Origin of the sequence: Paenibacillus sp. FSL H8-0282 (genome assembly GCF_037963825.1) — a bacterium.
GTDB classification, from domain to species: domain Bacteria; phylum Bacillota; class Bacilli; order Paenibacillales; family Paenibacillaceae; genus Paenibacillus_AQ; species Paenibacillus_AQ odorifer.
Window position 1 is genome coordinate 68,293 of the sequence record NZ_CP150146.1, and the last position, 24,923, is coordinate 93,215.

Annotated in this window: 22 protein-coding genes and 1 rRNA gene; all 23 read left to right on the plus strand. The window is 46.3% G+C overall.

Features of this window, described 5'->3' with window-relative positions; genetic code table 11:
- Positions 1-492 precede the first annotated feature (492 nt).
- The 23 genes from NST94_RS00320 (at position 493) to NST94_RS00430 (ending at position 24,837) form a co-directional block, all read left to right on the plus strand.
- Positions 493-1,239, plus strand: a complete 747-nt coding sequence (locus tag NST94_RS00320; RefSeq protein ID WP_038568031.1) for a VWA domain-containing protein — start codon at positions 493-495, stop codon at positions 1,237-1,239.
- Positions 1,223-2,167: a serine/threonine protein kinase gene (locus NST94_RS00325; RefSeq protein WP_094902328.1), complete on the plus strand. Its 945-nt coding sequence runs from the start codon at positions 1,223-1,225 to the stop codon at positions 2,165-2,167. Before NST94_RS00320 ends, NST94_RS00325 begins: the two co-directional genes overlap by 17 nt.
- A 36-nt stretch (positions 2,168-2,203) precedes the next feature.
- Positions 2,204-3,646 carry a tRNA lysidine(34) synthetase TilS gene (tilS, locus tag NST94_RS00330; protein WP_076303348.1) on the plus strand — a complete coding sequence of 481 codons (1,443 nt, stop codon included), beginning with the start codon at positions 2,204-2,206 and terminating at the stop codon, positions 3,644-3,646.
- Positions 3,647-3,692: 46 nt separating this feature from the next.
- A complete protein-coding gene (gene hpt, locus NST94_RS00335) occupies positions 3,693-4,232 on the plus strand; it encodes a hypoxanthine phosphoribosyltransferase (protein WP_036678757.1) in 540 nt (179 codons plus the stop codon).
- Between the two features lie 109 nt (positions 4,233-4,341).
- Positions 4,342-6,396 carry an ATP-dependent zinc metalloprotease FtsH gene (ftsH, locus tag NST94_RS00340; protein ID WP_038568034.1) on the plus strand — a complete coding sequence of 685 codons (2,055 nt, stop codon included), beginning with the start codon at positions 4,342-4,344 and terminating at the stop codon, positions 6,394-6,396.
- Between the two features lie 259 nt (positions 6,397-6,655).
- Complete coding sequence (nadA, locus tag NST94_RS00345; RefSeq protein WP_076303347.1) at positions 6,656-7,594, plus strand: quinolinate synthase NadA; 939 nt, start codon at positions 6,656-6,658, stop codon at positions 7,592-7,594.
- A gap of 39 nt (positions 7,595-7,633) precedes the next feature.
- The gene (gene nadB, locus NST94_RS00350) at positions 7,634-9,250 is read left to right on the plus strand and encodes an L-aspartate oxidase (protein WP_076130078.1); all 1,617 of its coding nucleotides are present in this window, start codon (positions 7,634-7,636) and stop codon (positions 9,248-9,250) included.
- On the plus strand, positions 9,240-10,115 hold the full coding sequence (gene nadC / locus NST94_RS00355; protein ID WP_339281538.1) for a carboxylating nicotinate-nucleotide diphosphorylase: 876 nt from the start codon (positions 9,240-9,242) through the stop codon (positions 10,113-10,115). Before nadB ends, nadC begins: the two co-directional genes overlap by 11 nt.
- Positions 10,112-10,879, plus strand: coding sequence for a type III pantothenate kinase (locus NST94_RS00360; RefSeq protein WP_036678745.1), 768 nt, complete (start codon positions 10,112-10,114; stop codon positions 10,877-10,879). Before nadC ends, NST94_RS00360 begins: the two co-directional genes overlap by 4 nt.
- 47 nt (positions 10,880-10,926) lie before the next feature.
- On the plus strand, positions 10,927-11,811 hold the full coding sequence (gene hslO / locus NST94_RS00365; protein ID WP_036678742.1) for an Hsp33 family molecular chaperone HslO: 885 nt from the start codon (positions 10,927-10,929) through the stop codon (positions 11,809-11,811).
- A 9-nt stretch (positions 11,812-11,820) separates the two neighbouring features.
- Positions 11,821-12,765 (plus strand): peptidylprolyl isomerase, encoded by a 945-nt coding sequence (locus NST94_RS00370; RefSeq protein WP_081383501.1) that lies wholly within the window; start codon positions 11,821-11,823, stop codon positions 12,763-12,765.
- 141 nt (positions 12,766-12,906) lie between these two features.
- Positions 12,907-13,845, plus strand: a complete 939-nt coding sequence (cysK, locus tag NST94_RS00375) for a cysteine synthase A (protein ID WP_036678737.1) — start codon at positions 12,907-12,909, stop codon at positions 13,843-13,845.
- Between the two features lie 490 nt (positions 13,846-14,335).
- Positions 14,336-15,949 carry an anthranilate synthase component I family protein gene (locus tag NST94_RS00380; protein ID WP_339281539.1) on the plus strand — a complete coding sequence of 538 codons (1,614 nt, stop codon included), beginning with the start codon at positions 14,336-14,338 and terminating at the stop codon, positions 15,947-15,949.
- Positions 15,946-16,527 carry an aminodeoxychorismate/anthranilate synthase component II gene (pabA, locus tag NST94_RS00385; protein WP_036678733.1) on the plus strand — a complete coding sequence of 194 codons (582 nt, stop codon included), beginning with the start codon at positions 15,946-15,948 and terminating at the stop codon, positions 16,525-16,527. The genes NST94_RS00380 and pabA overlap by 4 nt, the downstream gene beginning before the upstream one ends.
- Entirely contained in the window at positions 16,524-17,405 is an 882-nt protein-coding gene (locus NST94_RS00390) for an aminotransferase class IV (RefSeq protein WP_339281540.1), read from the plus strand. The genes pabA and NST94_RS00390 overlap by 4 nt, the downstream gene beginning before the upstream one ends.
- Positions 17,402-18,259, plus strand: a complete 858-nt coding sequence (gene folP, locus NST94_RS00395) for a dihydropteroate synthase (protein WP_076186830.1) — start codon at positions 17,402-17,404, stop codon at positions 18,257-18,259. The genes NST94_RS00390 and folP overlap by 4 nt, the downstream gene beginning before the upstream one ends.
- Before the next feature lie 30 nt (positions 18,260-18,289).
- On the plus strand, positions 18,290-18,652 hold the full coding sequence (folB, locus tag NST94_RS00400) for a dihydroneopterin aldolase (protein WP_076138480.1): 363 nt from the start codon (positions 18,290-18,292) through the stop codon (positions 18,650-18,652).
- Between the two features lie 11 nt (positions 18,653-18,663).
- The gene (gene folK, locus NST94_RS00405) at positions 18,664-19,215 is read left to right on the plus strand and encodes a 2-amino-4-hydroxy-6-hydroxymethyldihydropteridine diphosphokinase (RefSeq protein WP_076186832.1); all 552 of its coding nucleotides are present in this window, start codon (positions 18,664-18,666) and stop codon (positions 19,213-19,215) included.
- Positions 19,167-19,376 carry a helix-turn-helix transcriptional regulator gene (locus NST94_RS00410; RefSeq protein WP_076099929.1) on the plus strand — a complete coding sequence of 70 codons (210 nt, stop codon included), beginning with the start codon at positions 19,167-19,169 and terminating at the stop codon, positions 19,374-19,376. The genes folK and NST94_RS00410 overlap by 49 nt, the downstream gene beginning before the upstream one ends.
- A gap of 33 nt (positions 19,377-19,409) precedes the next feature.
- Positions 19,410-20,426: a tRNA dihydrouridine synthase DusB gene (gene dusB / locus NST94_RS00415; protein WP_339281541.1), complete on the plus strand. Its 1,017-nt coding sequence runs from the start codon at positions 19,410-19,412 to the stop codon at positions 20,424-20,426.
- Between the two features lie 201 nt (positions 20,427-20,627).
- On the plus strand, positions 20,628-21,107 hold the full coding sequence (gene greA / locus NST94_RS00420) for a transcription elongation factor GreA (protein WP_036678719.1): 480 nt from the start codon (positions 20,628-20,630) through the stop codon (positions 21,105-21,107).
- A gap of 248 nt (positions 21,108-21,355) precedes the next feature.
- A complete protein-coding gene (gene lysS, locus NST94_RS00425) occupies positions 21,356-22,873 on the plus strand; it encodes a lysine--tRNA ligase (protein WP_038573979.1) in 1,518 nt (505 codons plus the stop codon).
- 406 nt (positions 22,874-23,279) lie between these two features.
- Positions 23,280-24,837: ribosomal RNA gene (locus NST94_RS00430) — 16S ribosomal RNA — on the plus strand.
- The last annotated feature ends 86 nt before the right edge of the window (positions 24,838-24,923 follow it).

Genomic DNA, 24,923 nt, shown 5'->3' on the forward strand with positions numbered 1-24,923 from the left:
CGAAGCGTCGTGTTGCTTGTATAGTTTAAGGCACGCGTAAGATATCGTGCTGCTTGGGGGGCACGCGCGAAGCGTCGTGTTGCTTGTGAGTTTGTAGCACGCGTAAGACGTCGTGCTACTGGAGGCAGTCGAGGCGAGTCCGTGATGTGTAACTCGCCGGCCTGTACTATTCTCGTTTCAATGGTCGGCTGACTTGGGACGGAATCTGTAGATCTAAACTGTTTACTAGTGAAGGTATGGAACGGAGAGAAAGTTTGGAGCTGTAGAAGCGGAGCGTTCGCCTTTGTCCTCGGATTCCAACCGCGAGAGGCGGTTCTAATCAAGGAATCTGAGGACAACAGCGATCGAAAGCCCAAACATTTCTCGCAGTTCCCCTATTCACTAACCCCCTCTGTTTTGATCTAGACTCCCCACTTAACATCAACCGTTTGAAATCTCTCATTTCTGGATATGCTAGAAACAGAGGTTCAAACAAAGGGGGAGTTGAGGGTTATGAAGCAAATTATGCTCATTACTGACGGTTGTTCGAATGTAGGAGAAAGTCCGGTGTTGGCAGCGGCGCATGCCCTGCAGGAGGGAATCACCGTAAATGTGGTCGGTGTAGTTGATTATGGTACGATCGGTGAAATCGGCAGCCGGGAGATTGCCGACATTGCCAAGGCCGGGGGAGGCCTTAGCCGAATAGTCGGAACACCACAACTGGCGCAGACGATTCAGATGATGACACGCAAGACCGTGGTTCAGACGATCCAGCAGGCGGTTAATAAAGAGGTAAAAAAGATACTAGGCGACGGCTCACTGGATCAGCTGCCTCCTGTTCAACGTTCACAGGTTGTTACAGTTGTAGATGAACTGACAGAAACAACGCCGCTGCGCATTGCACTTCTTATCGATGCCAGTGCCAGTATGAAGCCTAAACTGGGTGCTGTGGAAGATGCAATCCGCGATTTGGCACTCAGTTTAGAAGCACGGGAAGGCAAGAGTGAGATCGCTGTGTTTCATTTTCCCGGAAATAACAGCAGTGAAGATGCCAAGCTTGATCTAGATTGGACGCATGACATGTCAGGTATTCGTACGCTATTCTCTAAATTACACATGAGAGGCGCAACACCGACTGGCCCAGCTATTTTCAAGGTGCTTGAACATTATCGTTATGATACACTGGATGAACATCGTGGACGCCGACTAAGCGATGACCACGACGAAAGAGAAGGGATGATTGGTGGGTATGTCGTCTAATCCGTCCTATCCTACTGGTACCTTAATTAACGGCAAATGGCGGGGTAACCGTTATGTCGTTGAGCGGATGCTGGGAAGGGGCGCGAACGGAACCGTATATCTTGTGCAAAGAGAAGGCAGACGGGAAAGGTACGCGCTAAAAATCGGATACGATACACTTGAACTTCAATCGGAGATCAATGTACTGACCTCGCTGCAATCGCGACGAAAGCGGAATGAACATCGGGCTCGTCGTGAGAATCCATTGTCTTCTTATTTTTTGGAAGCGGATGATTTTGCGAATGGGGATAATATCCCCTTCTATGTGATGAGGTATGTTGAAGGCAAACCGCTGCATCATTTTTTATCGAAAAACGGTCCCGATTGGTTAGGCCTGGTAGGTCTTGGTCTGCTTGAAAAGCTGCGCACACTGCATGAATGTGGATTTGTGTTCGGTGATTTGAAGCCCGAGAACGTCATGGTATCTAAATACGGTGAAGTGGAACTGATCGACTTTGGGGGCACAAGCCCTATTGGTCGTAGCGTGAAGCAGTTTACCGAATGGCATGATCGTGGTTTCTGGAATGCGGGCAGTCGAATCAGCGATGAGGGTTACGATCTTTTCGCATTTGCTGTGCTGTGTCTTCGTTTGCTCAATGAAGAAGGGCTCAAAAAGGCAGCCTTACAGCTGCCGCAGACGAGAAGTGTGGACGAATTATTTAAGCTGGCTAGAAATTTACCCAATAAGAAACTATCCTCCTGGATTTGTATGGCGTTAAAAGGGGGGTTCTCAGGCTCTGCGGATGCTACTGAGGTCTGGCGAAACCATATTTATAACTCGCGCAGAAAGCGCCCGGATAGTATGGACACCCCCCGGTGGTTAAAAAATGCATTCGCATTGTCTTTGTTTTTGCTCGCCTTTACGATTTATTGGGTATTCCGTTTTTGAACTCATACATATAGTTGGAGAGAGAGGGGGGCGCATATGGAGCAAATGAATGGACTGGTGGAGTCTGTATTGGAGTCAGCAGCCGAGCATGAGCTGTGGGCGCCCCATGACACCATTGTAGTCGCAGTTTCCGGCGGCCCGGATTCTGTGGCTCTTTTGCATGTTTTACATGAAATATCTTTAAAATTTATACCGCTTACCTTAATATGTGCTCATGTGAATCATGGATTTAGGCCGGAGTCGAAGGAAGAGGCAGAGCTCGTACGTGGTATGGCTGAAGAATTGGGACTGCCCTTTGAGTTTGCGGAATTCGATATTCCCTCCTTGGCTAAAGAGAGTGGACTTGGTCCTGAGGGTACTGCACGTGAGAAGCGGTACGAATTTCTGATTGATACGGCGCACCGATATGGGGCGCGTTCTGTTGCTCTGGCTCATCATGCTGATGATCAGGCAGAAACTGTAATTATGCGTCTATTACGCGGAAGTGGCTTATCTGGACTGTCGGGTATCAAGTGGAAAAGAACAGAAAAAAAGGTGGAACTCATTCGCCCATTCCTACGTATTAACAAAACAGCACTTTTAGGGTTATGCCAAAATGAAGGTTTCACTTATGCTGAGGATGCCACCAATCTGCTGACGAAATACAAGCGGAATGCCATTCGTTTGGAAGTTCTTCCTTTTCTGGAAAAGTATAATGGCAGAGTGAGGCAATCCCTCGTACAGCTTGCGGAAATTGCGGGAGCTGAAGATGAGTATATGGAGACGTCTGCGGCAAAATGCTTTGAAGAGCTAGTTTCGGAAGGGGATGGGAAATACACCTTTAACAGAGCTTCATTTGCTGCCATACCCTCCGCTTTACAACGGCGTTTGATTAAACTAATATTAAATTATCTGTCGGCGGATTTATCTGCCCTTGATTTCCCCAAGATTGAAGCTGTACGTCGGGGAACGCTGCAGAGCTATCCCACCACCTGGAGCTTGGATTTGGGTGGAGGCCTGACTTGTGTGCGGCAATATGATAGTATCTTGTTCTCGTCCAAGCCCACGACGCCACAGGCAAGCTATACATATCGTCTGTTTTTACCGGACTCTGAGCTTAAATTGGAGGAAATAGGTAAGGTGATGTCGATGGCGGTACTGGAGAGAGAAAACTTTTTTGTACAGGGGGAGGATTATGGGAAGATGTCGGCTTGGTTTGACCGTGATGAACTGGTCTTTCCACTGACGATACGATCCCGATTGCCTGGAGATACCATAAGGATCATGGGATTAAACGGAAGCAAAAAGGTAAAAGATATTTATATTGATGATAAAATACCTGCTTCCGAACGGTCATTGATTCCCCTCGTTTGTGATGGTTTGGGCAATATCGTCTGGATTCCGGGCGTAAGACGCTCGATGCATGCCGCAGTAGGGCGGCACACGACCTCCGTACTTCTATTGTCTCTGGCAGAGCTGGATGACCACGAAGTCACGTAATGGTCGAAGTAAGTCTTTCATAGTATAACTTAGGAGGTTTCGCAAGTTGCAAAACGATATTCAAGAAGTATTGATCACCGAAGAGGAACTTCAGCAGAAAATTAAGGAGCTCGGTCGAACACTGAGCGAAGAATACGCAGGTCGTACCCCTTTAGTAATTTGTGTACTAAAAGGTGCGTTTATATTTATGGCAGATTTGGTTAAAGCCATTACAGTACCTGTTGAGATGGATTTCATGGCAGTGTCCAGCTATGGAGCATCCACCAAGTCCTCTGGAGTAGTCAAAATTATTAAGGATTTGGATGTATCGGTAGAAGGCCGCGATATCTTGATCGTTGAAGATATTATTGACAGTGGTCTTACACTCAGCTATTTAATTGAGTTGCTCCGCAACCGGAATGCTGCTACTATCTCTGTGGTTACCTTGTTTGATAAACCATCAGGCCGCACTGTTAATCTTGAAGCCAGCTACACAGGCTTCGTGTTACCTGACGAATTTGTAGTAGGCTACGGATTGGATTATGCCGAGCGGTATCGGAACCTCCCATATGTTGGAGTACTGAAACCTGAGATTTATTCCAATTGAACTAAGGACTGCCTCGATCATACGGATCGGATACCCACAACTTCCTTTATTTGAGGTGTCCCAAGAGGCTATGGTACAATAACTTGAGTGTTGTGAGAGGAGGTAGGGGATGAATCGGTTCATCCGGAATTCTGGTTTTTATTTGATTTTATTTTTAGTCGTGGTGGGTATTGTCCAGTTTGTGAGCAATGGAAATGAAGCCGCCGATTTCCCTAGATACGACGAGTTACGGCAGGAGATCAAGAACAACAATGTGAAGGATTTGACGGTTCAGTTTGAGGGTAATGCCTTTCTGGTCACAGGCGAGTATAGAGAGCTGCCTGCCGATACTAAATCGAAAAGCTTCTCCACATATATTCCTCCTACAGATGCCGCTATCAATGAACTGATTCAAGCCAGTGATGTTAATGGGATTGAATTAACTCAGAAGAAAATGGAAGGTACCAGCATTTGGCTGACATTCCTTTCTTCAATTATCCCACTGGTAATTATGTTCATCTTGTTCTTCTTCCTGTTTAACCAGGCGCAAGGTGGCGGCGGTAAAGTCATGAATTTCGGCAAGAGCAAGGCTCGGTTATATAATGAAGAGAAGAAGAAAATCAGCTTTGAGGATGTAGCAGGGGCGGACGAAGAGAAGCAAGAGCTTGTCGAAGTCGTTGAGTTCCTAAAAGATCCACGCAAATTTGCAGCTGTTGGCGCACGTATTCCTAAGGGCGTATTGCTTGTAGGTCCTCCGGGAACAGGTAAAACATTGCTTGCCCGTGCGGTAGCAGGTGAAGCTGGCGTTCCTTTCTTTAGTATTTCCGGTTCTGACTTTGTGGAAATGTTCGTGGGTGTCGGTGCTTCTCGGGTACGTGATTTGTTCGAGAATGCTAAGAAGAATGCTCCATGTATTATCTTCATTGATGAAATTGATGCTGTGGGTCGTCAGCGTGGCGCCGGTCTTGGTGGCGGACATGACGAGCGTGAACAGACGCTTAACCAATTGCTGGTTGAGATGGATGGATTCGGTGGTAACGAAGGCATTATTATTGTAGCGGCGACTAACCGCGCTGATATACTTGATCCGGCATTGCTTCGTCCAGGACGTTTTGACCGTCAAATTACGGTTGACCGTCCTGATGTGAAAGGCCGTGAAGCTGTACTTAAGGTTCACGCTCGTAACAAACCGCTTACGAAAGATGTAAGACTGGATGTTGTTGCTAAACGCACAACCGGATTCACAGGTGCTGATCTGGAGAATCTGCTGAATGAGGCAGCTTTGCTAGCTGCACGTCGTAACCGTAAAGATATTTCCATGATTGAAGTGGATGAAGCTATTGACCGTGTTATCGTAGGTACTGAGAAACGCAGCCGTGTGATCAGTGACCGCGAGAAACGTATTGTAGCTTATCATGAAGCAGGCCATACTATTGCAGGTTACTTCCTTGAGCACGCTGATATGGTGCATAAAGTTACTATTATCCCACGCGGACGTGCAGGCGGATATGTTATTATGCTTCCGAAGGAAGATCGGATGATCGTTACCAAGCAGGAGCTTTTGGATAAGGTTACTGGATTACTTGGTGGACGTGTTGCTGAAGAATTGTTTATTGGTGAGATCGGTACGGGTGCATACAGTGACTTCCAACAGGCTACGCGCATCGTGCGTGCCATGATTATGGAGTACGGTATGAGCGATAAGCTTGGACCTATGCAGTTCGGATCTTCTCAAGGTCAAGTATTCTTGGGTCGTGATATTGGGCATGAACAGAATTACAGTGACTCCATTGCTTATGAGATTGATCAGGAAATGCAGAACTTTATTACTTCGAGTTACGAACGTTGTAAAGATCTGTTGATCAAACACTCCAAAGAAATGCACTTGATTGCCAATACATTACTTGAGAAAGAAACACTTGAGCTTGATCAGATCACACAACTGATTGAACAAGGATTCCTTTCCGAGGATGGTAAACCAGAGGGTGGCGAAGGTGTTGCCCATGAAGTTGGCGAGCCTGTCATCGACAATATCGGTGATGTGCGAGTTCGCATTCAAGGCAAGCCTGAGGATGAACAGTCCACACTTCCTGACCTATCGAAGGATATCCCGAATAACCCTGATTCTGAGGGTAATGACGGTTCTGACGATGACAATAAAGGTGGGGGCACTAGCCTTACCTAATTGGGTCCACCATTCATATGATGTAAATTTATCCGGAGAACGTAACTGTTCTCCGGATTTTTTATTTTAATTTTTAAGGGATTCTATGCCTTAAAGCCTGTCCAGTTACATTGACAGGGGCTGGAACGTTGTGTACATTAGTGATTAATATTACTTACTATTTATATCAGCATGTTCATTTTTTCACCATGATGGCGCATGCCATTTGATAACATCATGTCGGCGAAAAGCCGCGAGGATTTAAGGGGGAGAACAATCGGTGGAAGCTCTGGCGCTTGAGCGCAAGCAGGAACAGAATCGAGAACTTCGTAAACGTCTTGAACAGCTTAAAAAGGAACGAAACGCAATCATTTTAGCTCATTATTATCAACGTGATGAAATTCAGGAGGTTGCCGATTTCCGGGGCGACTCTTTTTTACTCGCTCAGAAAGCTGCAGAGACAGATGCGGAAGTTATTGTATTCTGCGGTGTTCATTTCATGGGGGAAAGTGCAAAAATTCTAGCCCCGAACAAAACCGTCCTTATTCCTGATGAACGTGCAGGCTGTCCAATGGCAGATATGGTCAATGTAGACGGTTTGCGTAAGCTAAAAGCTCAACATCCAAATGCTAAAGTAGTCACTTATATCAACTCGTCCGCCGAGATTAAAGCAGAAACCGATATTTGTTGTACCTCTGCTAATGCTGTGAAAGTAATCGAATCCCTTGATGCCGAAGAGATTATTTGGGTCCCAGATAAGAATCTTGGTCAATATGTACAAGATCAGACGGGCAAGAAGCTGATTATTTGGGAAGGCTATTGCAACACTCACGACATGTTGACCGTCAAAGATGTAGTAGAAATGAGAGCAAAATATCCAGATGCGGAATTTGTAGTTCATCCAGAGTGTCGTCCTGAAGTAGTCGCCATGGGTGACTATGTAGGCAGCACTACATCAATTCTGGAGTATTGCCGGAAATCGGATCGTAAGCAATTTATCGTTGGAACGGAAGATGGTACCGGATATCAGCTTCGTAAGGATAGTCCAGATAAAGAATTCCATTTTGCTACCAAATTTCTTGTTTGTCCTAATATGAAAGTTAATAATCTAAAAAAACTGGTGAAATGCCTGGAGACGATGAAGCCACAAATCTATGTACCGCCTGCTGTCGCCGACAAAGCCAGAACATCCCTAGAGCGCATGCTACAAGTCCGGTAGCATGCGCTACTCTTTCGTTGAAACAGGTGAAAAGCGGTCATGATTCCACAATATTTGGTTGATTTTGATCTTCGGGATATTCCTACGGTAAAGACAGATTGTATTGTTATTGGTTCAGGGATTGCCGGGTTATTCACAGCTATTAAAGCCAGTGAAGATCGGCGTGTCATAATGATCACAAAAAAATCAGTAATGGAAAGTAATACTCGCTATGCACAGGGGGGGATCGCAGCTGTTATAGCTGAGGATGATTCCCCTGCTTACCACCGGCAGGATACCTTAATGGCCGGAGCAGGTCTTTGCTCCTCAACAGCTGTCGATGCACTTGTTAATGAAGGGCCGGAAGGCGTTCATGAGTTAATTCGCTTAGGAACTCTGTTTGATAAGGAAGATGGGGTACTGGCTTTGACTCAGGAAGGTGCACACAGCCACCGCCGTATTTTGCATGCTAATGGGGATGCTACAGGTTATGAGATTGTTCGTGCATTGGCGGAACAGGTAGCCGAACATGAGAATATTGAGGTCTGGGATGATCATTATGTTATCGATCTCATCACTGAAGGTGGAGAATGTGTAGGCGCATTATTGCAACGGCCCGGTGGTGGAAGGTTGTTCCTGCAAGGGGATGCGACCATTTTGTGCTCTGGTGGAGCAGGACAATTATATCGATACACTACCAACCCAGAAGTAGCTACAGGAGATGGTGTAGCGATCGCCTATCGCGCTGGGGCTCATATACGAGATATGGAATTTATTCAATTTCATCCTACAGCACTTAGTTACCCGGGAGCTCCTAGATTTTTAATCTCCGAAGCTGTGCGTGGGGAAGGAGCAGTCTTGCGCAATATTAATGGAGAACGGTTCATGGAACGTTATCATGACCTGCTTGAGCTAGCTCCGCGGGATATTGTAGCACGAGCTATTGTAAGTGAAATGGAACATACTAAATCAACGTTCGTTTATTTGGATATTACACATGAATCTCCAGAGATGGTGAAGCATCGGTTTCCCACAATATATGAGACATGTATGGGCTATGGACTGGATATTACAAGTGATTGGATTCCAGTGGCTCCCGCTGCGCATTATATGATGGGGGGGATTAAGACCGATCTGAATGGAGAGAGCACCATCCCACGTCTGTTTGCTTGCGGAGAGGTTTCCTCCACAGGCCTGCATGGCGCTAACCGTTTAGCTAGTAATTCATTATCTGAGGCCATTGTATTCGGACAGCGTATTATTGATCGGATTCATGAGCTTTCCCCGCTGGACCGTGATGTTTTATCGGTTAACAGTAACGAGGGACGTGTAGATTCGCCAACTCAAGCTATTGTGGAACGTCGTTTGAAGCTACAGAAGGTAATGGTTCGATATGCCGGACTACGTCGTAACGAAGAGATGTTACTTAAAGGACTAGATGAATTAAAACGACAGCTTCCAATATTTGGATCAGCATTGTCCAAACGTGAGGAATATGAATTTGCTAATATGCTGACCTGCTGTTTGCTTGTGACAGAGTCTGCTCTGGCACGGGAAGAGAGCCGTGGGGCGCATTACCGTGAGGATTATCCGCAGCGGGATGATGATCAGTGGCGTAAGCACCTGCTTCAAATTCGCGAACTGGGAATAGTGGAGGAATTAAGCGATGATGTTTAATGGTTACAATGAAGAGCTAGTACAATCCATCAAGGCCTGGTTGCGGGAAGATGTTGGTTCCGGAGATGTAACCACGCAGATGACGATTCCAGTGGGCCATGAGTCCAAAGGGATTATTCATGCCAAGGAAGACGGTATAATTTGTGGCATTCCAATTGCAGAGCTGGTCTTTGAAATTGTGGATCCGGCACTTAGTTTTACAGCCCTTGTCGAAGAAGGCCAAGCTGTAACTAAAGGGACAGTAATTATTGAGGTTGAGGGCAGCACACATGCAATTCTAACAGGTGAGCGGCTTGCGCTTAACTTGATGCAGCGTCTTTCGGGTGTGGCATCACGTACAGCTTCTTTCGTGCAGGTGCTGGAGGGATTACCGACTCGTCTAGTAGACACACGTAAGACTACACCAGGTCACCGGATGCTAGAGAAATATGCTGTTCGTATTGGTGGAGGCTATAATCACCGTTTTGGCTTATATGATTCAGTTATGATCAAGGATAATCATATCAAAGGCGCGGGTGGTATTCGGCAGGCTGTAGGTCGTGCCCGGAAGAACATCCCGCATACGATGAGCATCGAAGTGGAGACCGAGAATTTAGAGCAAGTCGAAGAGGCGCTGGCAGCAGGTGCTGATATTATAATGCTCGATAACATGTCTAACGATATGATGAAGCAAGCTGTGGCTAGGATTAAATCGAAAGCTCCGCATGTTAAGACAGAGGCTTCTGGCAATGTATCGTTAGAAACCTTACGCGGGATTGCTGAAACGGGTGTGGATGTGATTTCTGTCGGGCGCCTTACGTACTCCTTCTCCAGTCTGGATATCAGTCTAGACCTTAATGCCAAGAAGGAAGGGCCTTTGTCATGATGCTTGCTGTCGATATCGGTAATACCAATATTGTTCTCGGTGTATATAGAAAACGCGAATTGCTGCATCATTTTCGGCTAAGCACTGCGCGTCAATCGACCGTGGATGAATATGGAGTAATGATACACAATCTTTTTCACATGTCAGGTATATCTGTCAAAGACGTTGAAGGTGTAATTATATCTTCGGTTGTTCCGCCACTAGTTAAGACTATTGAGGATATGTGTATTAAATATATAGGGAAAGACCCATTGATTGTTGGACCAGGGATTAAGACGGGGCTTAACTTACGTTATGAGAATCCGCGTGAAATTGGCGCAGACCGGATTGTTAATGCAGTTGCTGCGATTGAACAATACAAATGTCCACTTGTCGTTGTTGATTTTGGTACGGCTACGACTTTTGATTGCATTGATGCAGGTGCTAATTATCTTGGTGGCGCGATTGTCCCCGGTCTAGGCATTTCAACGGAGGCATTATACCAGCGGGCATCTAAGCTGCCGCGAATTGAATTGGAGAAGCCTAAAAAGGTCATCGGGCGTAATACGGTGCACGCGATGCAGGCCGGGATTATTTTTGGCTATGCGGGTCAGGTTGAGGGCATTGTTAAACGAATTAAAGTCGAGATGAACGCTCCCGAACTGAAGGTTATTTCGACCGGAGGCCTTGCCTCGCTAATTGCGGGTGAAACGGACTGTATCGATGAAGTAAATCCTATGTTAACGCTAGAAGGATTAAGAATTATTTACGATCGTAACCAATAAAGATAAAGAAGCCTAAAAGGCGAAGAGATAGGAGGGCTATGCACCCAATGGAAAAAAAGAAGGATCGACTAATCCGCGGCACGGCTCTTAATGGTAAAGTGAGAGCGTTTGCTGTCCGCACAACTGAATTGGTTGAAGAACTAAGACGCAGACACGATACGTATCCAACGGCTACAGCCGCAATGGGACGTACAGTTACCGCTGCAGCCATGATGGGCGCTATGCTCAAGGGTAGTGAGAAGCTGAGTATTATGGTTAAAGGGAATGGACCGATCGGACAAATCGTTGCAGAATCCAATGCATTGGGAGAAGTGCGTGGTTATGTGCATAATCCTCATATTCATTTACCGAGCAATAGCATGGGGAAGCTGGATGTAGCTGGAGCGGTGGGAACTGAAGGGTTCATTGATGTTATAAAAGATTTAGGTATGAAAGAGCCGTACAGAGGTAGTATTCCTATTATCTCCGGGGAGCTTGGCGATGATTTTACCTATTATTTTGCGGTTTCTGAGCAAACTCCAGCTGCGGTCGGCCTAGGTGTACTGGTAGATACCGATGAGTCAGTAATTGTGGCTGGAGGATTTATTGTTCAGCTTCTTCCTGGTCTGACTGATGCGGAGATCACAGAGATTGAAAAAGCTGTAGGGGCGATGCCTTCTGTAACAGCGCTTCTCGATCAGGGGCTGGAGCCAGAAGAAATGCTGCGCTACCTGTTGCCGGATGCAGTGGTTATGGATGAACTGGATATTAACTTTGCTTGTCAGTGTTCGCGTGAGCGGGTAGAGCAGACATTGGTTAGCTTAGGACGGGATGAACTGGAGAGATTAATTGCAGAAGATGAACAGGCTGAAGTCGTATGCCATTTTTGCAATGAGGCTTATGTTTTCAATAAGGACGATTTACAGGTCATTTTAGAACAAGCGAATTCGTAGGGTATTGGGATGATGACGAGACAGGAACGTGCACTTCGCAATACGGTTATTATTCTAGCTGTAGCAACTTTAATGCTCGGGGGTCTATTATTCTGGAGTTTGCGCGCCATGGCCCTTCTTAAAGGAGATACAACAGACAATGAATCACCGGATGTAGCGACTGCAGGCGGACAACCGATAACGGATCAGCAGTGGATGGATGAGCTCAAAAAAAAGCATGGAGAAGAAGTGTTAATCAGTATGCTTAACCATATTGTCGTGAACATGGAAGCTAAGGCATTAGGAATTACCGTGACAGACGATGAGGTTAAGCAGGAACTGGCACGCACTATAGTTGGGTACGAATCAGAAGCGCAATATTATGCTCAAATGCAATCTCAGCTCGGATTATCTCGTCAGGAAGTGTTCGCAGAGACAGCTTATCGTCTGTCCTTACAAGCGATAGCCACGGTGGGCATTACAATCAGTGATGCCGATATAGATGCTTATTTAGAGCAAAATGCCGAGCGCTTCATTCCAAAAAAGGAAATGCAGCTTTCTATGATCAAGGTCTCATCCTATGAGAAAGGCCAGCAGGTAATGGATCGCTTGGAACAGGGTGAGGATTTCGCTGATTTGGCTAGGGAAGTGTCTATTGATGATGAGAGTCGGCAGCACGGAGGCAGCTTAGGCAAAGTAGAGGAAGATGACCCTTTTTGGCCAGAGGGAATGTTAAAGACTGCCGCTGGATTGGATGTGGGTGATATAGCCGGTCCAATCGAGACAGGGGAAGACTTCGCCATTATCCGCTTGGAGAGTATTCACTCTCCAGAAATGCCGGATCAGAAAGAAATTCGGGCGCTTGTACGTCAAGAGCTGGCTTTGGAGCAAGCCCCTCCCTTGCAGCAGGTGGAAAGCGATTTACGCAATAAATATGAGGTATCAATAAATATTGACAACAGCCTGCAAGATTGATAATATGATATTAACGTAAACCCTACCGTTTTAGTCGGAAATAACTGACGGTGGTCAACAATTTAAACTCCATACACAGAAGCATAAAGTCATAATTTACGTTCTTATATCGCATTTATCATTCTAAGGAGGTTTTTGCTCATGGCTAAAGTCGTTAACAACGTAACAGAATTGATCGGAGGTACTCCGCTCGTTCGTTTGAATCGTCTGGCACAGGAAGGCTCCGCAGATATTTATTTGAAATTGGAATATCAGAACCCGGGATCAAGCGTAAAAGACCGGATTGCAATCAGCATCGTGGAAGAAGCTGAGCGTGAAGGTCTACTGAAACCGGGAGGTACGATTGTAGAAGCTACTAGTGGTAACACTGGTATCGGCCTGGCACTTGTAGCTGCTGCTAAAGGTTATAAAGCAGTTATCGTAATGCCGGAAACAATGAGCTTGGAGCGCCGTAATCTCCTTCGCGCATATGGAGCGGAATTGGTGCTGACCCCAGGATCGGAAGGTATGAATGGTGCGGTTAAGAAAGCAGACGAAATTCTGAAAGAAAACCCAAGCTATTTCCCATCCGAGCAATTCAAGAATAAAGCGAACGTGAAGATTCACCGTGAGACTACTGGACCTGAAATTATTGACGCTATTGAATCCATCGGCGGTCCTTTGGATGCTTTTATTGCAGGTATCGGAACAGGCGGAACGATCACTGGTGCGGGTGAAGTGCTGAAAAGCCAATATCCTGATATTAAGATCTATGCTGTAGAACCTGCTGCTTCCCCAATCTTGGCTGGAGGCAAACCAGGTCCTCACAAAATCCAGGGTATCGGAGCTAACTTCATCCCTGAGATTCTGAACCAAGATATCTATGATGAAATCATCCACGTTGAGAATGATGAAGCTTTCGAAACTGCACGTCGTGTAGCTAAAGAAGAAGGCGTCTTGTCTGGTATTTCTTCAGGTGCTGCTGTATTTGCCGCTCTTAAAGTAGCTAAAGATTTAGGCCCTGGCAAAAAAGTAGTAGTCATTATCCCAAGTAACGGCGAACGTTACCTGAGCACACCACTTTACAATTTCGAAGCGTAATTGTTTGCAATAACGTAAATCTATAAGAGTCTTCATACCACTTTTTTGGTGGTGATGGAGACTCTTTTCGTTGATTTAAAAGGCATTTGGTACTTTGCATATATGGCAGGCTAGACGTGGTAATTTTATTATTGTTGAAAAAAGCTCTGGTTTTTGCAGAAAACGAAAAAATCATAATAATTTCCTATCGCTGAGGGCTTTTCAATAATGCCTTAAGTACAGTATACTGACAGGCAATATACTACTGACGATTTAAAATAATTAAAGTCTGGACAAAACTAAGCAAATGCTTACGAAGCGAGTTTTATTGCGAAGTGATGTCTACGAAGTAATGGCTTCATAAAACTAAGCAAATGCTTACGAAGCGAGTTTTGTCTCGATGATTAAACTGTAAGATGATGCTAGACAAAACTTAAGCAAATGCTTACGAAGCAAGTTTTATTGCGAAGTGATTTCTACGAAGTAATGGCTTCATAAAACTTTTAGGAGGATGGCTTTGGAAATCATAACAACCTGGAACGAGTGGGAACAATGGGCTGCTGAAGACTGGAGCATGTTTCCCTTGATTATAAAATCACCCCGGTGCACCAACGAATTACCCGCGGCCTGGGAGCAAGCCTGGGAGTTAGCTTCCCAGTATTCTGTAGTTTTAGAAAGTGGTAAGGGTGGCCGTTATACGTACTTGGGCTTAAATCCTGTTTCGATATTGAAAGGCAAGGAGGATAACGCGGAAGTATTTAGCTTCCCTACTGAATCTTTGGAATCAGCATCAGTGGACGAGGAGAGGACACCTGAGGCAACAACACTGCATGGACAACCGCTGGAGCTACTGCAGCAATGGATGTCGGATTTTACGTCGCCTAAGTTAAAGGATGAAGATGTTCCTCCTTTCTCTGGTGGATGTATTGGATTCCTTGGTTATGATGTGGTTCGTTCTTTGGAACGATTGCCGTCTCTTGCCCAAGATGATCCTGGTTTTCCTGATTATCTTTTTATGAGGTTTGACGAGATATGGATTTATGATCACGAAGAGCATGTGCTGTATTGTGCTGTCCACGTTCCAGTTCCAGCAGACTGTGGGCTGGAGGATCTGCAAAATCTCTATCTTGGCAGTATAGAACAGGCTGGACAAATGGTAGAGCAGTGGCAGCTGATATCTTCAGCTGCAGGATTGGATGATGAGGCTGTGGGCAGCATTGAGGCCCTTACAGTTTCATCAGGAGAGTGGCCGGGCATGGCTTCGGCTTTTTCGCCTGAGAAGTTTCAGCAGGCAGTGGTGGACGTTCAGGAATACATCCGCCAAGGCGATGTCTTCCAAGTGAATCTCTCGCTGCGCCAGGAGGCGCAGCTGAAGTCCTCGCCGGAGGATGTTTACGAGTGGCTGCGCAAGCTCAACCCGTCCCCGTACATGGGGCTCTTGCGGTCGCCCGGCTTCGCGCTGTCCAGCGCTTCACCGGAGCTGCTCGTCAAGCTGCACGGGGACAAAGTGAGCGCCCGGCCCATCGCCGGCACCCGGCGCCGGGGACTCACTCCCGCGGAGGATGCCGCCATGGAGGCGGAGCTTCGCGGGAGCGAAAAAGAGATCGCCGAGCATATCATGCTTGTCGATCTGGAACGCAACGACATCGGGCGTGTCGCTGCATACGGTTCCGTCAGCGTTCCGGAGCTGATGACGGTGGAGCGATACTCTCATGTGATGCATCTCGTTTCGCAGGTAGAGGGCCAGATTGCGCCGGATAAAGACGTTTATGCGGTTATCGCAGCTTTATTCCCGGGGGGAACCATCACAGGGGCTCCCAAGGTAAGGACAATGGAGATTATCGAAGAACTGGAGCCGGTTCGACGTGGACCCTATACAGGTTCGATGGGTTTCATTGACTATAACGGCAATATGGAATTAAATATTATTATAAGAACGCTGGCTGTAAAAGACGGGGTCGGATATATTCAGACAGGTGCCGGCATAGTGATCGATTCTGATCCCTACCGTGAATACCGTGAATGCCATAATAAAGCCAAAGCGGTAGTGAAGGCAGTACTCTGTAGTGAACTGCAGCAGGAATTGCCAGCTACCAGCGGAGCCGAAGGGGGAGTAGCACTGTGATCTTGGTCATCGATAATTATGATTCCTTTACGTATAACCTCGTACAGTATTTAGGTGAGCTTGGGGAAGAGGTTAAAGTGCACCGCAATGATGAAATTACCATCGAAGAGATTGAAAAGCTGGCACCTGACCATATTCTAATTTCACCAGGCCCATGTACACCAAATGAAGCGGGAATTAGTCTGGAATTGTTGCATCATTTCAAGGGGATCATTCCGATCTTCGGCGTATGCCTTGGACATCAAGCGATTGGACAAGCATTTGGTGGCAATGTCATCCGTGCTGAGCGTTTGATGCATGGGAAGACATCGCCTATTTACCATAACGGGACCTCAGTTTTTGAAGGTCTGGAGTCTCCTTTTACAGCTACCCGATATCATTCACTGATTGTAGAGCGGGAGAGTCTCCCAGATTGCTTGGAGATTACGGCTGAGACTGAAGAAGGGGAGATTATGGCATTGCGCCATAAAGAATACCCTATTGAAGGTGTACAGTTCCACCCGGAATCTATTATTACGGATCATGGTCATACGATGCTGCGTAACTTCTTGAAACGGAGAGCCGGAGAAACGGCATGAAATATATAGGATTTAACAATGGTGTCATTGACGCCAGAGAAGCCGTGGTTTCTGCCTTGGATCACGGCTTTTTGTACGGCATTGGCTTGTTCGAAACCTTTCGGACCTATGGGGGAGTTCCCTTTTTGCTGGAGCGTCATTTGAAGCGTATGGCAGAGGGGTGCAAGGAACTGGGCATTCCATTTGAGGCAGAAGCGGCACATCTGCTTGACTGGATTAAGCGCGTTATGGACAAAAATGAATTAAAAGAAGCTTATATACGCTATACCGTAACAGCCGGTGAGGATATTCTCGGATTACCTGCTGGTGATTATCAAAAGCCCAATCATTTGTTGTACATCAAAGCGCTGCCGAAAGTATCAGATAATCTTTACAGTGAAGGCAAAGAGCTGCAGCTGTTGTCCTTGCGGCGTAATACTCCTGAGGGAACTGTGCGATTCAAGTCGCTGCATTATATGAATAACATTCTGGCTAAGCGTGAGCTTAGAGGGTATGCTTCTGCGGCAAATGGTGCTGAAGGACTAATGCTGACGGCAGAAGAATTTATTGCGGAGGGCATTGTCAGCAACATCTTTTTTATTAAAAACAACAGGCTCTATACCCCAGATCTCACCACAGGCATTCTTCCGGGAATTACCCGGGAAATGGTGCTGGAGCTGGCTCTTAGTGTAGGCCTTAGTGTTGAAGAAGGAACATATCACTGGGAGCAGTTGAAAGCTGCTGATGAAGTGTTTCTTACCAATTCCGTACAAGAAATTGTTCCTGTTACCGGGGTGTGGCACGGAGATGCAAGATTTACTATAGGTACTGGCCAGTGTGGAACAATTACTGCTGGCTTGATTTCATTATATAGAGATAGGACGGCGATTGCGAAATGAGACCAGTCCTCTTTAAGCGGACATACCGTTGTGGAAATACAGACTTGGAGTTAGGAAATCGAACATTGATTATGGGCATCCTTAATGTTACCCCTGATTCTTTTTCAGATGGAGGACTTTGGGATCATCCGGACAAAGCCGTTGAGCATGCGCTGCGTATGGCTGCAGAGGGTGCTGATATTATTGATATCGGCGGTGAATCTACTCGTCCTGGTCATCAACCGGTGGGACTTGAAGAGGAGTTAGCCCGTGTATTGCCTGTGATCGAGAGTATTCATAAGGCGGCACCTCATCTTCCGTTATCCATCGATACCTATAAAGCTGAAGTAGCCCGCCAAGCTATGGCTGCGGGTGCCCATATCATTAATGATATATGGGGTTGTAAGGCTGATCCGGAAATGGCGGCAGTGGCCGCTGCTGCTGACTGTCCTATTATTTTGATGCATAACCGGCAGGACCGTAATTATACGAATCTGAGTGCGGATATGTCGGCTGACCTTAAGGAAAGTATTGATCTTGCGTTAGCCGCAGGTGTTAAGCCGGCCAATATCATATTGGATCCAGGTATCGGCTTTGCTAAAGATTATAATGAAAACCTGCAGGCAATGATGCTTTTAGACGGGTTGACTGAGTTAGGCTATCCGTTGTTACTGGCGACGTCCCGCAAAAAATTCATCCGCACGGTACTTGATTTGCCGTCTGATGATGTTGTGGAAGGCACCGCAGCTACAGTAGCTTTTGGTATTGCTCAGGGTTGCCAGATCGTCCGTGTACATGATGTATCTCTAATTAAACGAACGGTTAAGATGTGTGATGCGATGTTGTATGCTGCACCTCCAGTGGTGCGTGAATAGCTATATTTTACGAAAAAGGGCGGATTAATCATGGATAAAATGACAATGCATCGCATGGAATATTACGGATACCACGGTGTATTTGAGGAAGAGCGTAAGCTGGGACAACGTTTTTACATTGATTTAGAGCTTGAGCTTGATTTGCAGGGTGCGGGCTTGAATGATGATTTGAATCAAACTGTGAATTATGCTGAAGTTCATGAATTAGTCAAAAATATTGTCGAAATAAAGTCTTTTAAGTTGATTGAAGCTTTGGCAGAATATATTGCATCCTCCGTACTGGACACTTATACTGTTATCAATGCAGTAACGGTTAAGGTAACTAAACCTCATCCGCCTTTCGACATTCATTTTCAGGGAGTGACTGTAGAGCTGCGCAGAACTAGAAAGTGAGAACAAGGTCCATGAATATACATTCCACCTCTGAAGAATCAGAGGCTTATATTGCTTTAGGGGCTAATTTGGGTGACCGCGAGGGCACACTGTCAGAGGCTTTGAACAGACTGGACGCTCATGATGAAATATCGGTGGTCCGCTGCTCCAAAGTTTACGAGACAGAGCCAGTTGGTTATTTAGATCAGCCGCAGTTTCTCAATATGGCAGCAGCTTTGCGAACGACACTTGCGCCCGAGTCCTTGCTGGAAGTGATGTTGGGGATTGAAACGCAGTTGGGTCGTATCCGGGATATCCGCTATGGACCGAGAACGGTAGATTTGGATTTGTTGTGGGTTGAGGGTCAGATGCTCGATACACCACATTTAACGTTACCGCATCCACGCATGTTAGAGCGTGCTTTTGTATTGTTTCCGCTCAGTGACATCGTTCCACAGAATGAACAATCTTCCGGACTTCGCAAGCTGATTACAGCAGCGCTTCAAGACATAGACGGGAAGGAAGGAATTCGGTTGTGGACAACAAGCGTTTGGGACGGAGGGTCAGGGCATTCCGTAAGCTAAAAGGGTATACTCAACAGGATCTTGCGGATCTTGCCGGAATTTCCTTGGCTGTGCTTGGTGCAGTCGAGAGGGGTAACAGACGATTAGAAGATCAAATTTTAGATAAAATTGCGAATGTTCTAGGGGTTACAACAGAAGAGCTTGTGGATCCCAACTCATAATTTCCAAGAATTAAAAGGCAGGAAGTGATACGAATGCTGAAGATTGGCGATATTGAGATGAAAAATCAGGTTGTTCTGGCACCTATGGCTGGCGTGTGCAATCCGGCTTTTCGTCTGATCGCTAAGGAATTTGGTACAGGTCTGGTCTGTGCGGAAATGGTAAGCGATAAGGCCATTATTCACGGAAATACACGTACTCGCGAAATGTTGTTTGTAGATGAACGGGAGAAACCGCTTAGTTTGCAGATTTTTGGCGGGGATAGAGCATCACTGGTACAAGCAGCTAAAGTCGTTGATAAAGAAACCAATGCTGATATTATCGATATCAATATGGGATGCCCAGTGCCAAAAGTGACTAAATGTGATGCGGGAGCCCGCTGGCTTTTGAATCCCGACAAAATCTATGAAATGGTCTCTGCGGTTGTCGATGTTGTCGATAAACCGGTAACCGTGAAAATGCGGATTGGCTGGGATAGCGAGCATATTTTTGTCGAAGATAATGCGCGTGCGGTTGAACGTGCCGGGGGTAAGGCTGTCAGCGTACACGGTCGTACCCGCGAGCAGCTTTACACAGGCCATGCGGACTGGAACTACATCAAGATGGCAAAAGAAGCAGTTTCCATTCCCGTTATTGGCAACGGGGATGTTAATACACCTGAAGATGCTCGGGCTATGTTGGATCAGACTGGCTGCGATGGTGTAATGATCGGGCGTGGAGCACTCGGTAATCCTTGGATGTTGTATCGTACCATTCAATATTTGAGCACCGGCGAGCTTATGCCTGAACCTGGTTTGGATGAGAAGATTAAGGTTGCTATTCTTCATATGGATCGTCTGGTAGCTCTTAAGGGAGAAGCTGTAGCTGTCCGTGAGATGCGTAAGCATATGGCTTGGTATTTAAAAGGCTTGAAGGCTGCCGCTAGAGTGAAGGATGTCCTTATGACAGAAACAAAACGCGATGGAATGGTGAGGATATTGAATGATTTTGTCGTTCAATTAAAGTATGAAGAAGAGAGCAAGGGCATTGAAATGTCTTCTTCTGCTGTATAATCGCCTTTTTTCTGCTGATATTTGAACACATCTGACTTTATATGTGGTGTCATTGACATTTTGTAGCGGTTCCAATATAATTTCACAGTATAAAATCGCCGTTACAGTAAGAGCAATGCAGCAGGGAGGGTTCTTATCCTTCTAGATTAGCATATAGTATGGTGTTTTCAATAATTGTATACGACAGGAGAATCGGTTGAGATGAGCGATAAAGAAGTCATCCTTACGCCGGACGGGCTAAAACGTCTGGAAGATGAGCTGGAGACCCTCAAATCCGTAAAACGCCGTGAGGTTGCTGAACGGATTAAGGTAGCGATTGGCTACGGAGATATCAGTGAGAACTCGGAGTATGAAGACGCGAAGAATGAGCAAGCTTTTATCGAAGGACGCGTTCTCACTTTGGAGAAGATGCTTCGCAACGCGCGTATCATCAATAGCGACGAGATCGTTACTGACGTAGTAAGTATTGGTGTTACTGTAAGTGTCGAGGATTTGGAATATGGGGACACTATGGAGTATACGATCGTAGGTACAGCAGAATCTGATCCACTGAATAACAAGATTTCCAACGAAAGTCCGGTAGGCAAAGCTATTATCGGAAAAAAAATAGGTACGGTAGTTGATGTTTCTACACCTGCAGGAGTTATTCAATATAAAATTCTCGATATCAGAATGAAGTAATATACAGACCTTAATGTCTGTAAATAGATGTGCTGCCATATGTATTAGTCACTTCACTGTACATAGGTAGATAAGGGAACATGTTTGGGAAAGCTTCCTTAGGGAAGCTTTTTTCAAATCATCCAGAAACGATAGGTAAAACAAACTGCTTATATTTTGAGCTGGAACGGGACTGTCCTCTAACTATGGAGACGGAGCCGTTTCTTCTTGTGTATATGATATTACTGAGTTATAAGGGGATGAATCGCATGACCGAGGAAATGAACAATGTGGACAATGCAGAGAACGAACTTAGTGAGCTTTTGCAGATCCGCCGTGCCAAACTGGACGAGCTAAGAGGACTTGGTATTGATCCTTTTGGCAAAAAATACGAGCGCACAGCTAACGCTGGCGATATCGTAGCTAAGTATGATGGACTTTCCAAAGAGGAATTGGACGAGCTTTCTGTTGAAGTGAGCATTGCTGGGCGTATTATGGCAAAACGCGTTATGGGTAAAGCCAGCTTTGCGCATATCCAGGACCTTAGCGGAAGAATTCAGCTTTATGTTCGTCAAGACAGCATTCCTGAAACTCAATACGCGGCGTTTAATGTTCTCGATCTGGGAGATATTATCGGCGTTCGTGGAACAGTATTCAAAACCAAAACAGGCGAGACCTCCATCAAAGTGCATAATCTCGAAGTCTTGTCCAAGTCCCTGCTGCCACTTCCTGAAAAATATCATGGTCTTAAAGATGTAGAACTGCGTTATCGCCAGCGCTATGTTGATTTGATTATTAATCCGGAAGTTCAACAGACCTTTATTGCCCGTTCAAGAATTATTCAATCGATGCGTCGTTATTTGGATTCACTTGGTTATCTTGAAGTTGAAACACCTACACTTCATACGATCGCCGGTGGAGCAGCTGCGCGTCCGTTTATTACTTACCACAACACACTTGAAATGCAGCTGTATATGCGGATTGCTATCGAGCTTCACTTGAAACGCCTTATCGTTGGCGGTTTGGAAAAAGTGTATGAAATCGGCCGTGTCTACCGTAACGAGGGAATGTCGACTCGTCATAATCCAGAGTTCACTATGATTGAGTTGTACGAAGCATATGCTGACTACAAGGACATCATGAATCTCACGGAGAATATGATTGCACATATTGCCCAAGAGGTATTAGGTACACAACTGCTGGATTACCAAGGCAAAGAGGTAAATCTGTCTCCAGGATGGCGTCGTGTAACTATGGTTGATGCTGTTAAAGAAGTAACCGGTGTTGATTTCAGCGTTCACATGACAGATGACGAAGCACAAGCTTTGGCAAAAGAACATCGTGTGCCTGTTGAGAAACATATGACGTTCGGCCATATCCTTAACGCTTTCTTCGAGCAATTTGTAGAGGAAACTCTAATTCAGCCAACCTTTGTAATGGGACACCCTGTTGAAATTTCACCACTTGCGAAGAAAAACGATGAGGATCCACGCTTTACCGATCGTTTTGAGCTGTTTATTGTGGGTCGTGAGCACGCTAATGCATTTAGTGAATTGAATGATCCGATTGACCAACGTCAACGCTTTGAGGCACAGATCCAGGAGAAAGAGCAAGGTAATGACGAAGCTCATGAGATGGATGATGATTTCATCCGCGCCCTGGAATATGGTATGCCGCCTACTGGCGGACTGGGAATCGGCGTAGACCGTTTGATCATGCTGCTTACCAATTCTGCATCGATTCGCGATGTATTGCTGTTTCCACATATGCGTAACCGTACTGAATAGTATCTATAGAACACAGGGCTTAAGGGAGCTGTCTAAGGGCAGTTCTCTCAGCTACTGTTGATTAGAAGCAGTGCTTTCACTTCATCGCTCCTATAGAATGTAGAGATTTAATATTAGTTTCAAAAAAACTCTTGCAATGCATCTCCATACATGATATATTCTAAGTCCGGCCAAGAAGTACACATGCCGAGCTCGAAAAAGAAGTTAAAAAAAGAGCTTGACATTAAATAGCCGAACATGATATAGTATAAGAGTTGCTGCTGAGACATTAAACGGCGCCAACGAGAACTTGATCTTTGAAAACTGAACAACGAGTGAGTAGGAAATCACGTAAGTGAAATCCAAAATTAGAGAATTAATTTTCTCGTCAGATGTTTCAAAATGAGCATATCGCTCTTTTCAATACTAATTGGAGAGTTTGATCCTGGCTCAGGACGAACGCTGGCGGCGTGCCTAATACATGCAAGTCGAGCGGAGTTATTTTGAAAGCTTGCTTTCAAAATAACTTAGCGGCGGACGGGTGAGTAACACGTAGGCAACCTGCCCTTCAGACTGGGATAACTACCGGAAACGGTAGCTAATACCGGATAATTTCTTTTTTCTCCTGAGAGAAGAATGAAAGACGGAGCAATCTGTCACTGAGGGATGGGCCTGCGGCGCATTAGCTAGTTGGTGGGGTAACGGCCCACCAAGGCGACGATGCGTAGCCGACCTGAGAGGGTGAACGGCCACACTGGGACTGAGACACGGCCCAGACTCCTACGGGAGGCAGCAGTAGGGAATCTTCCGCAATGGGCGAAAGCCTGACGGAGCAACGCCGCGTGAGTGATGAAGGTTTTCGGATCGTAAAGCTCTGTTGCCAGGGAAGAACGTCCGGTAGAGTAACTGCTACCGGAGTGACGGTACCTGAGAAGAAAGCCCCGGCTAACTACGTGCCAGCAGCCGCGGTAATACGTAGGGGGCAAGCGTTGTCCGGAATTATTGGGCGTAAAGCGCGCGCAGGCGGCTATTTAAGTCTGGTGTTTAAACCTTGGGCTCAACCTGAGGTCGCACTGGAAACTGGGTGGCTTGAGTACAGAAGAGGAAAGTGGAATTCCACGTGTAGCGGTGAAATGCGTAGATATGTGGAGGAACACCAGTGGCGAAGGCGACTTTCTGGGCTGTAACTGACGCTGAGGCGCGAAAGCGTGGGGAGCAAACAGGATTAGATACCCTGGTAGTCCACGCCGTAAACGATGAGTGCTAGGTGTTAGGGGTTTCGATACCCTTGGTGCCGAAGTTAACACAGTAAGCACTCCGCCTGGGGAGTACGGTCGCAAGACTGAAACTCAAAGGAATTGACGGGGACCCGCACAAGCAGTGGAGTATGTGGTTTAATTCGAAGCAACGCGAAGAACCTTACCAGGTCTTGACATCCCTCTGAATCCACTAGAGATAGTGGCGGCCTTCGGGACAGAGGAGACAGGTGGTGCATGGTTGTCGTCAGCTCGTGTCGTGAGATGTTGGGTTAAGTCCCGCAACGAGCGCAACCCTTAACTTTAGTTGCCAGCAGGTAATGCTGGGCACTCTAGAGTGACTGCCGGTGACAAACCGGAGGAAGGTGGGGATGACGTCAAATCATCATGCCCCTTATGACCTGGGCTACACACGTACTACAATGGCCGGTACAACGGGAAGCGAAGCCGCGAGGTGGAGCCAATCCCATCAAAGCCGGTCTCAGTTCGGATTGCAGGCTGCAACTCGCCTGCATGAAGTCGGAATTGCTAGTAATCGCGGATCAGCATGCCGCGGTGAATACGTTCCCGGGTCTTGTACACACCGCCCGTCACACCACGAGAGTTTACAACACCCGAAGTCGGTGGGGTAACCCGCAAGGGAGCCAGCCGCCGAAGGTGGGGTAGATGATTGGGGTGAAGTCGTAACAAGGTAGCCGTATCGGAAGGTGCGGCTGGATCACCTCCTTTCTATGGAGAATCGTTCTCTGCAATGAGAACATTCAAATCGGAAGCTCAGCTTCCAAAACTCAGGTTTAGGCCTGTTACTCACTCGT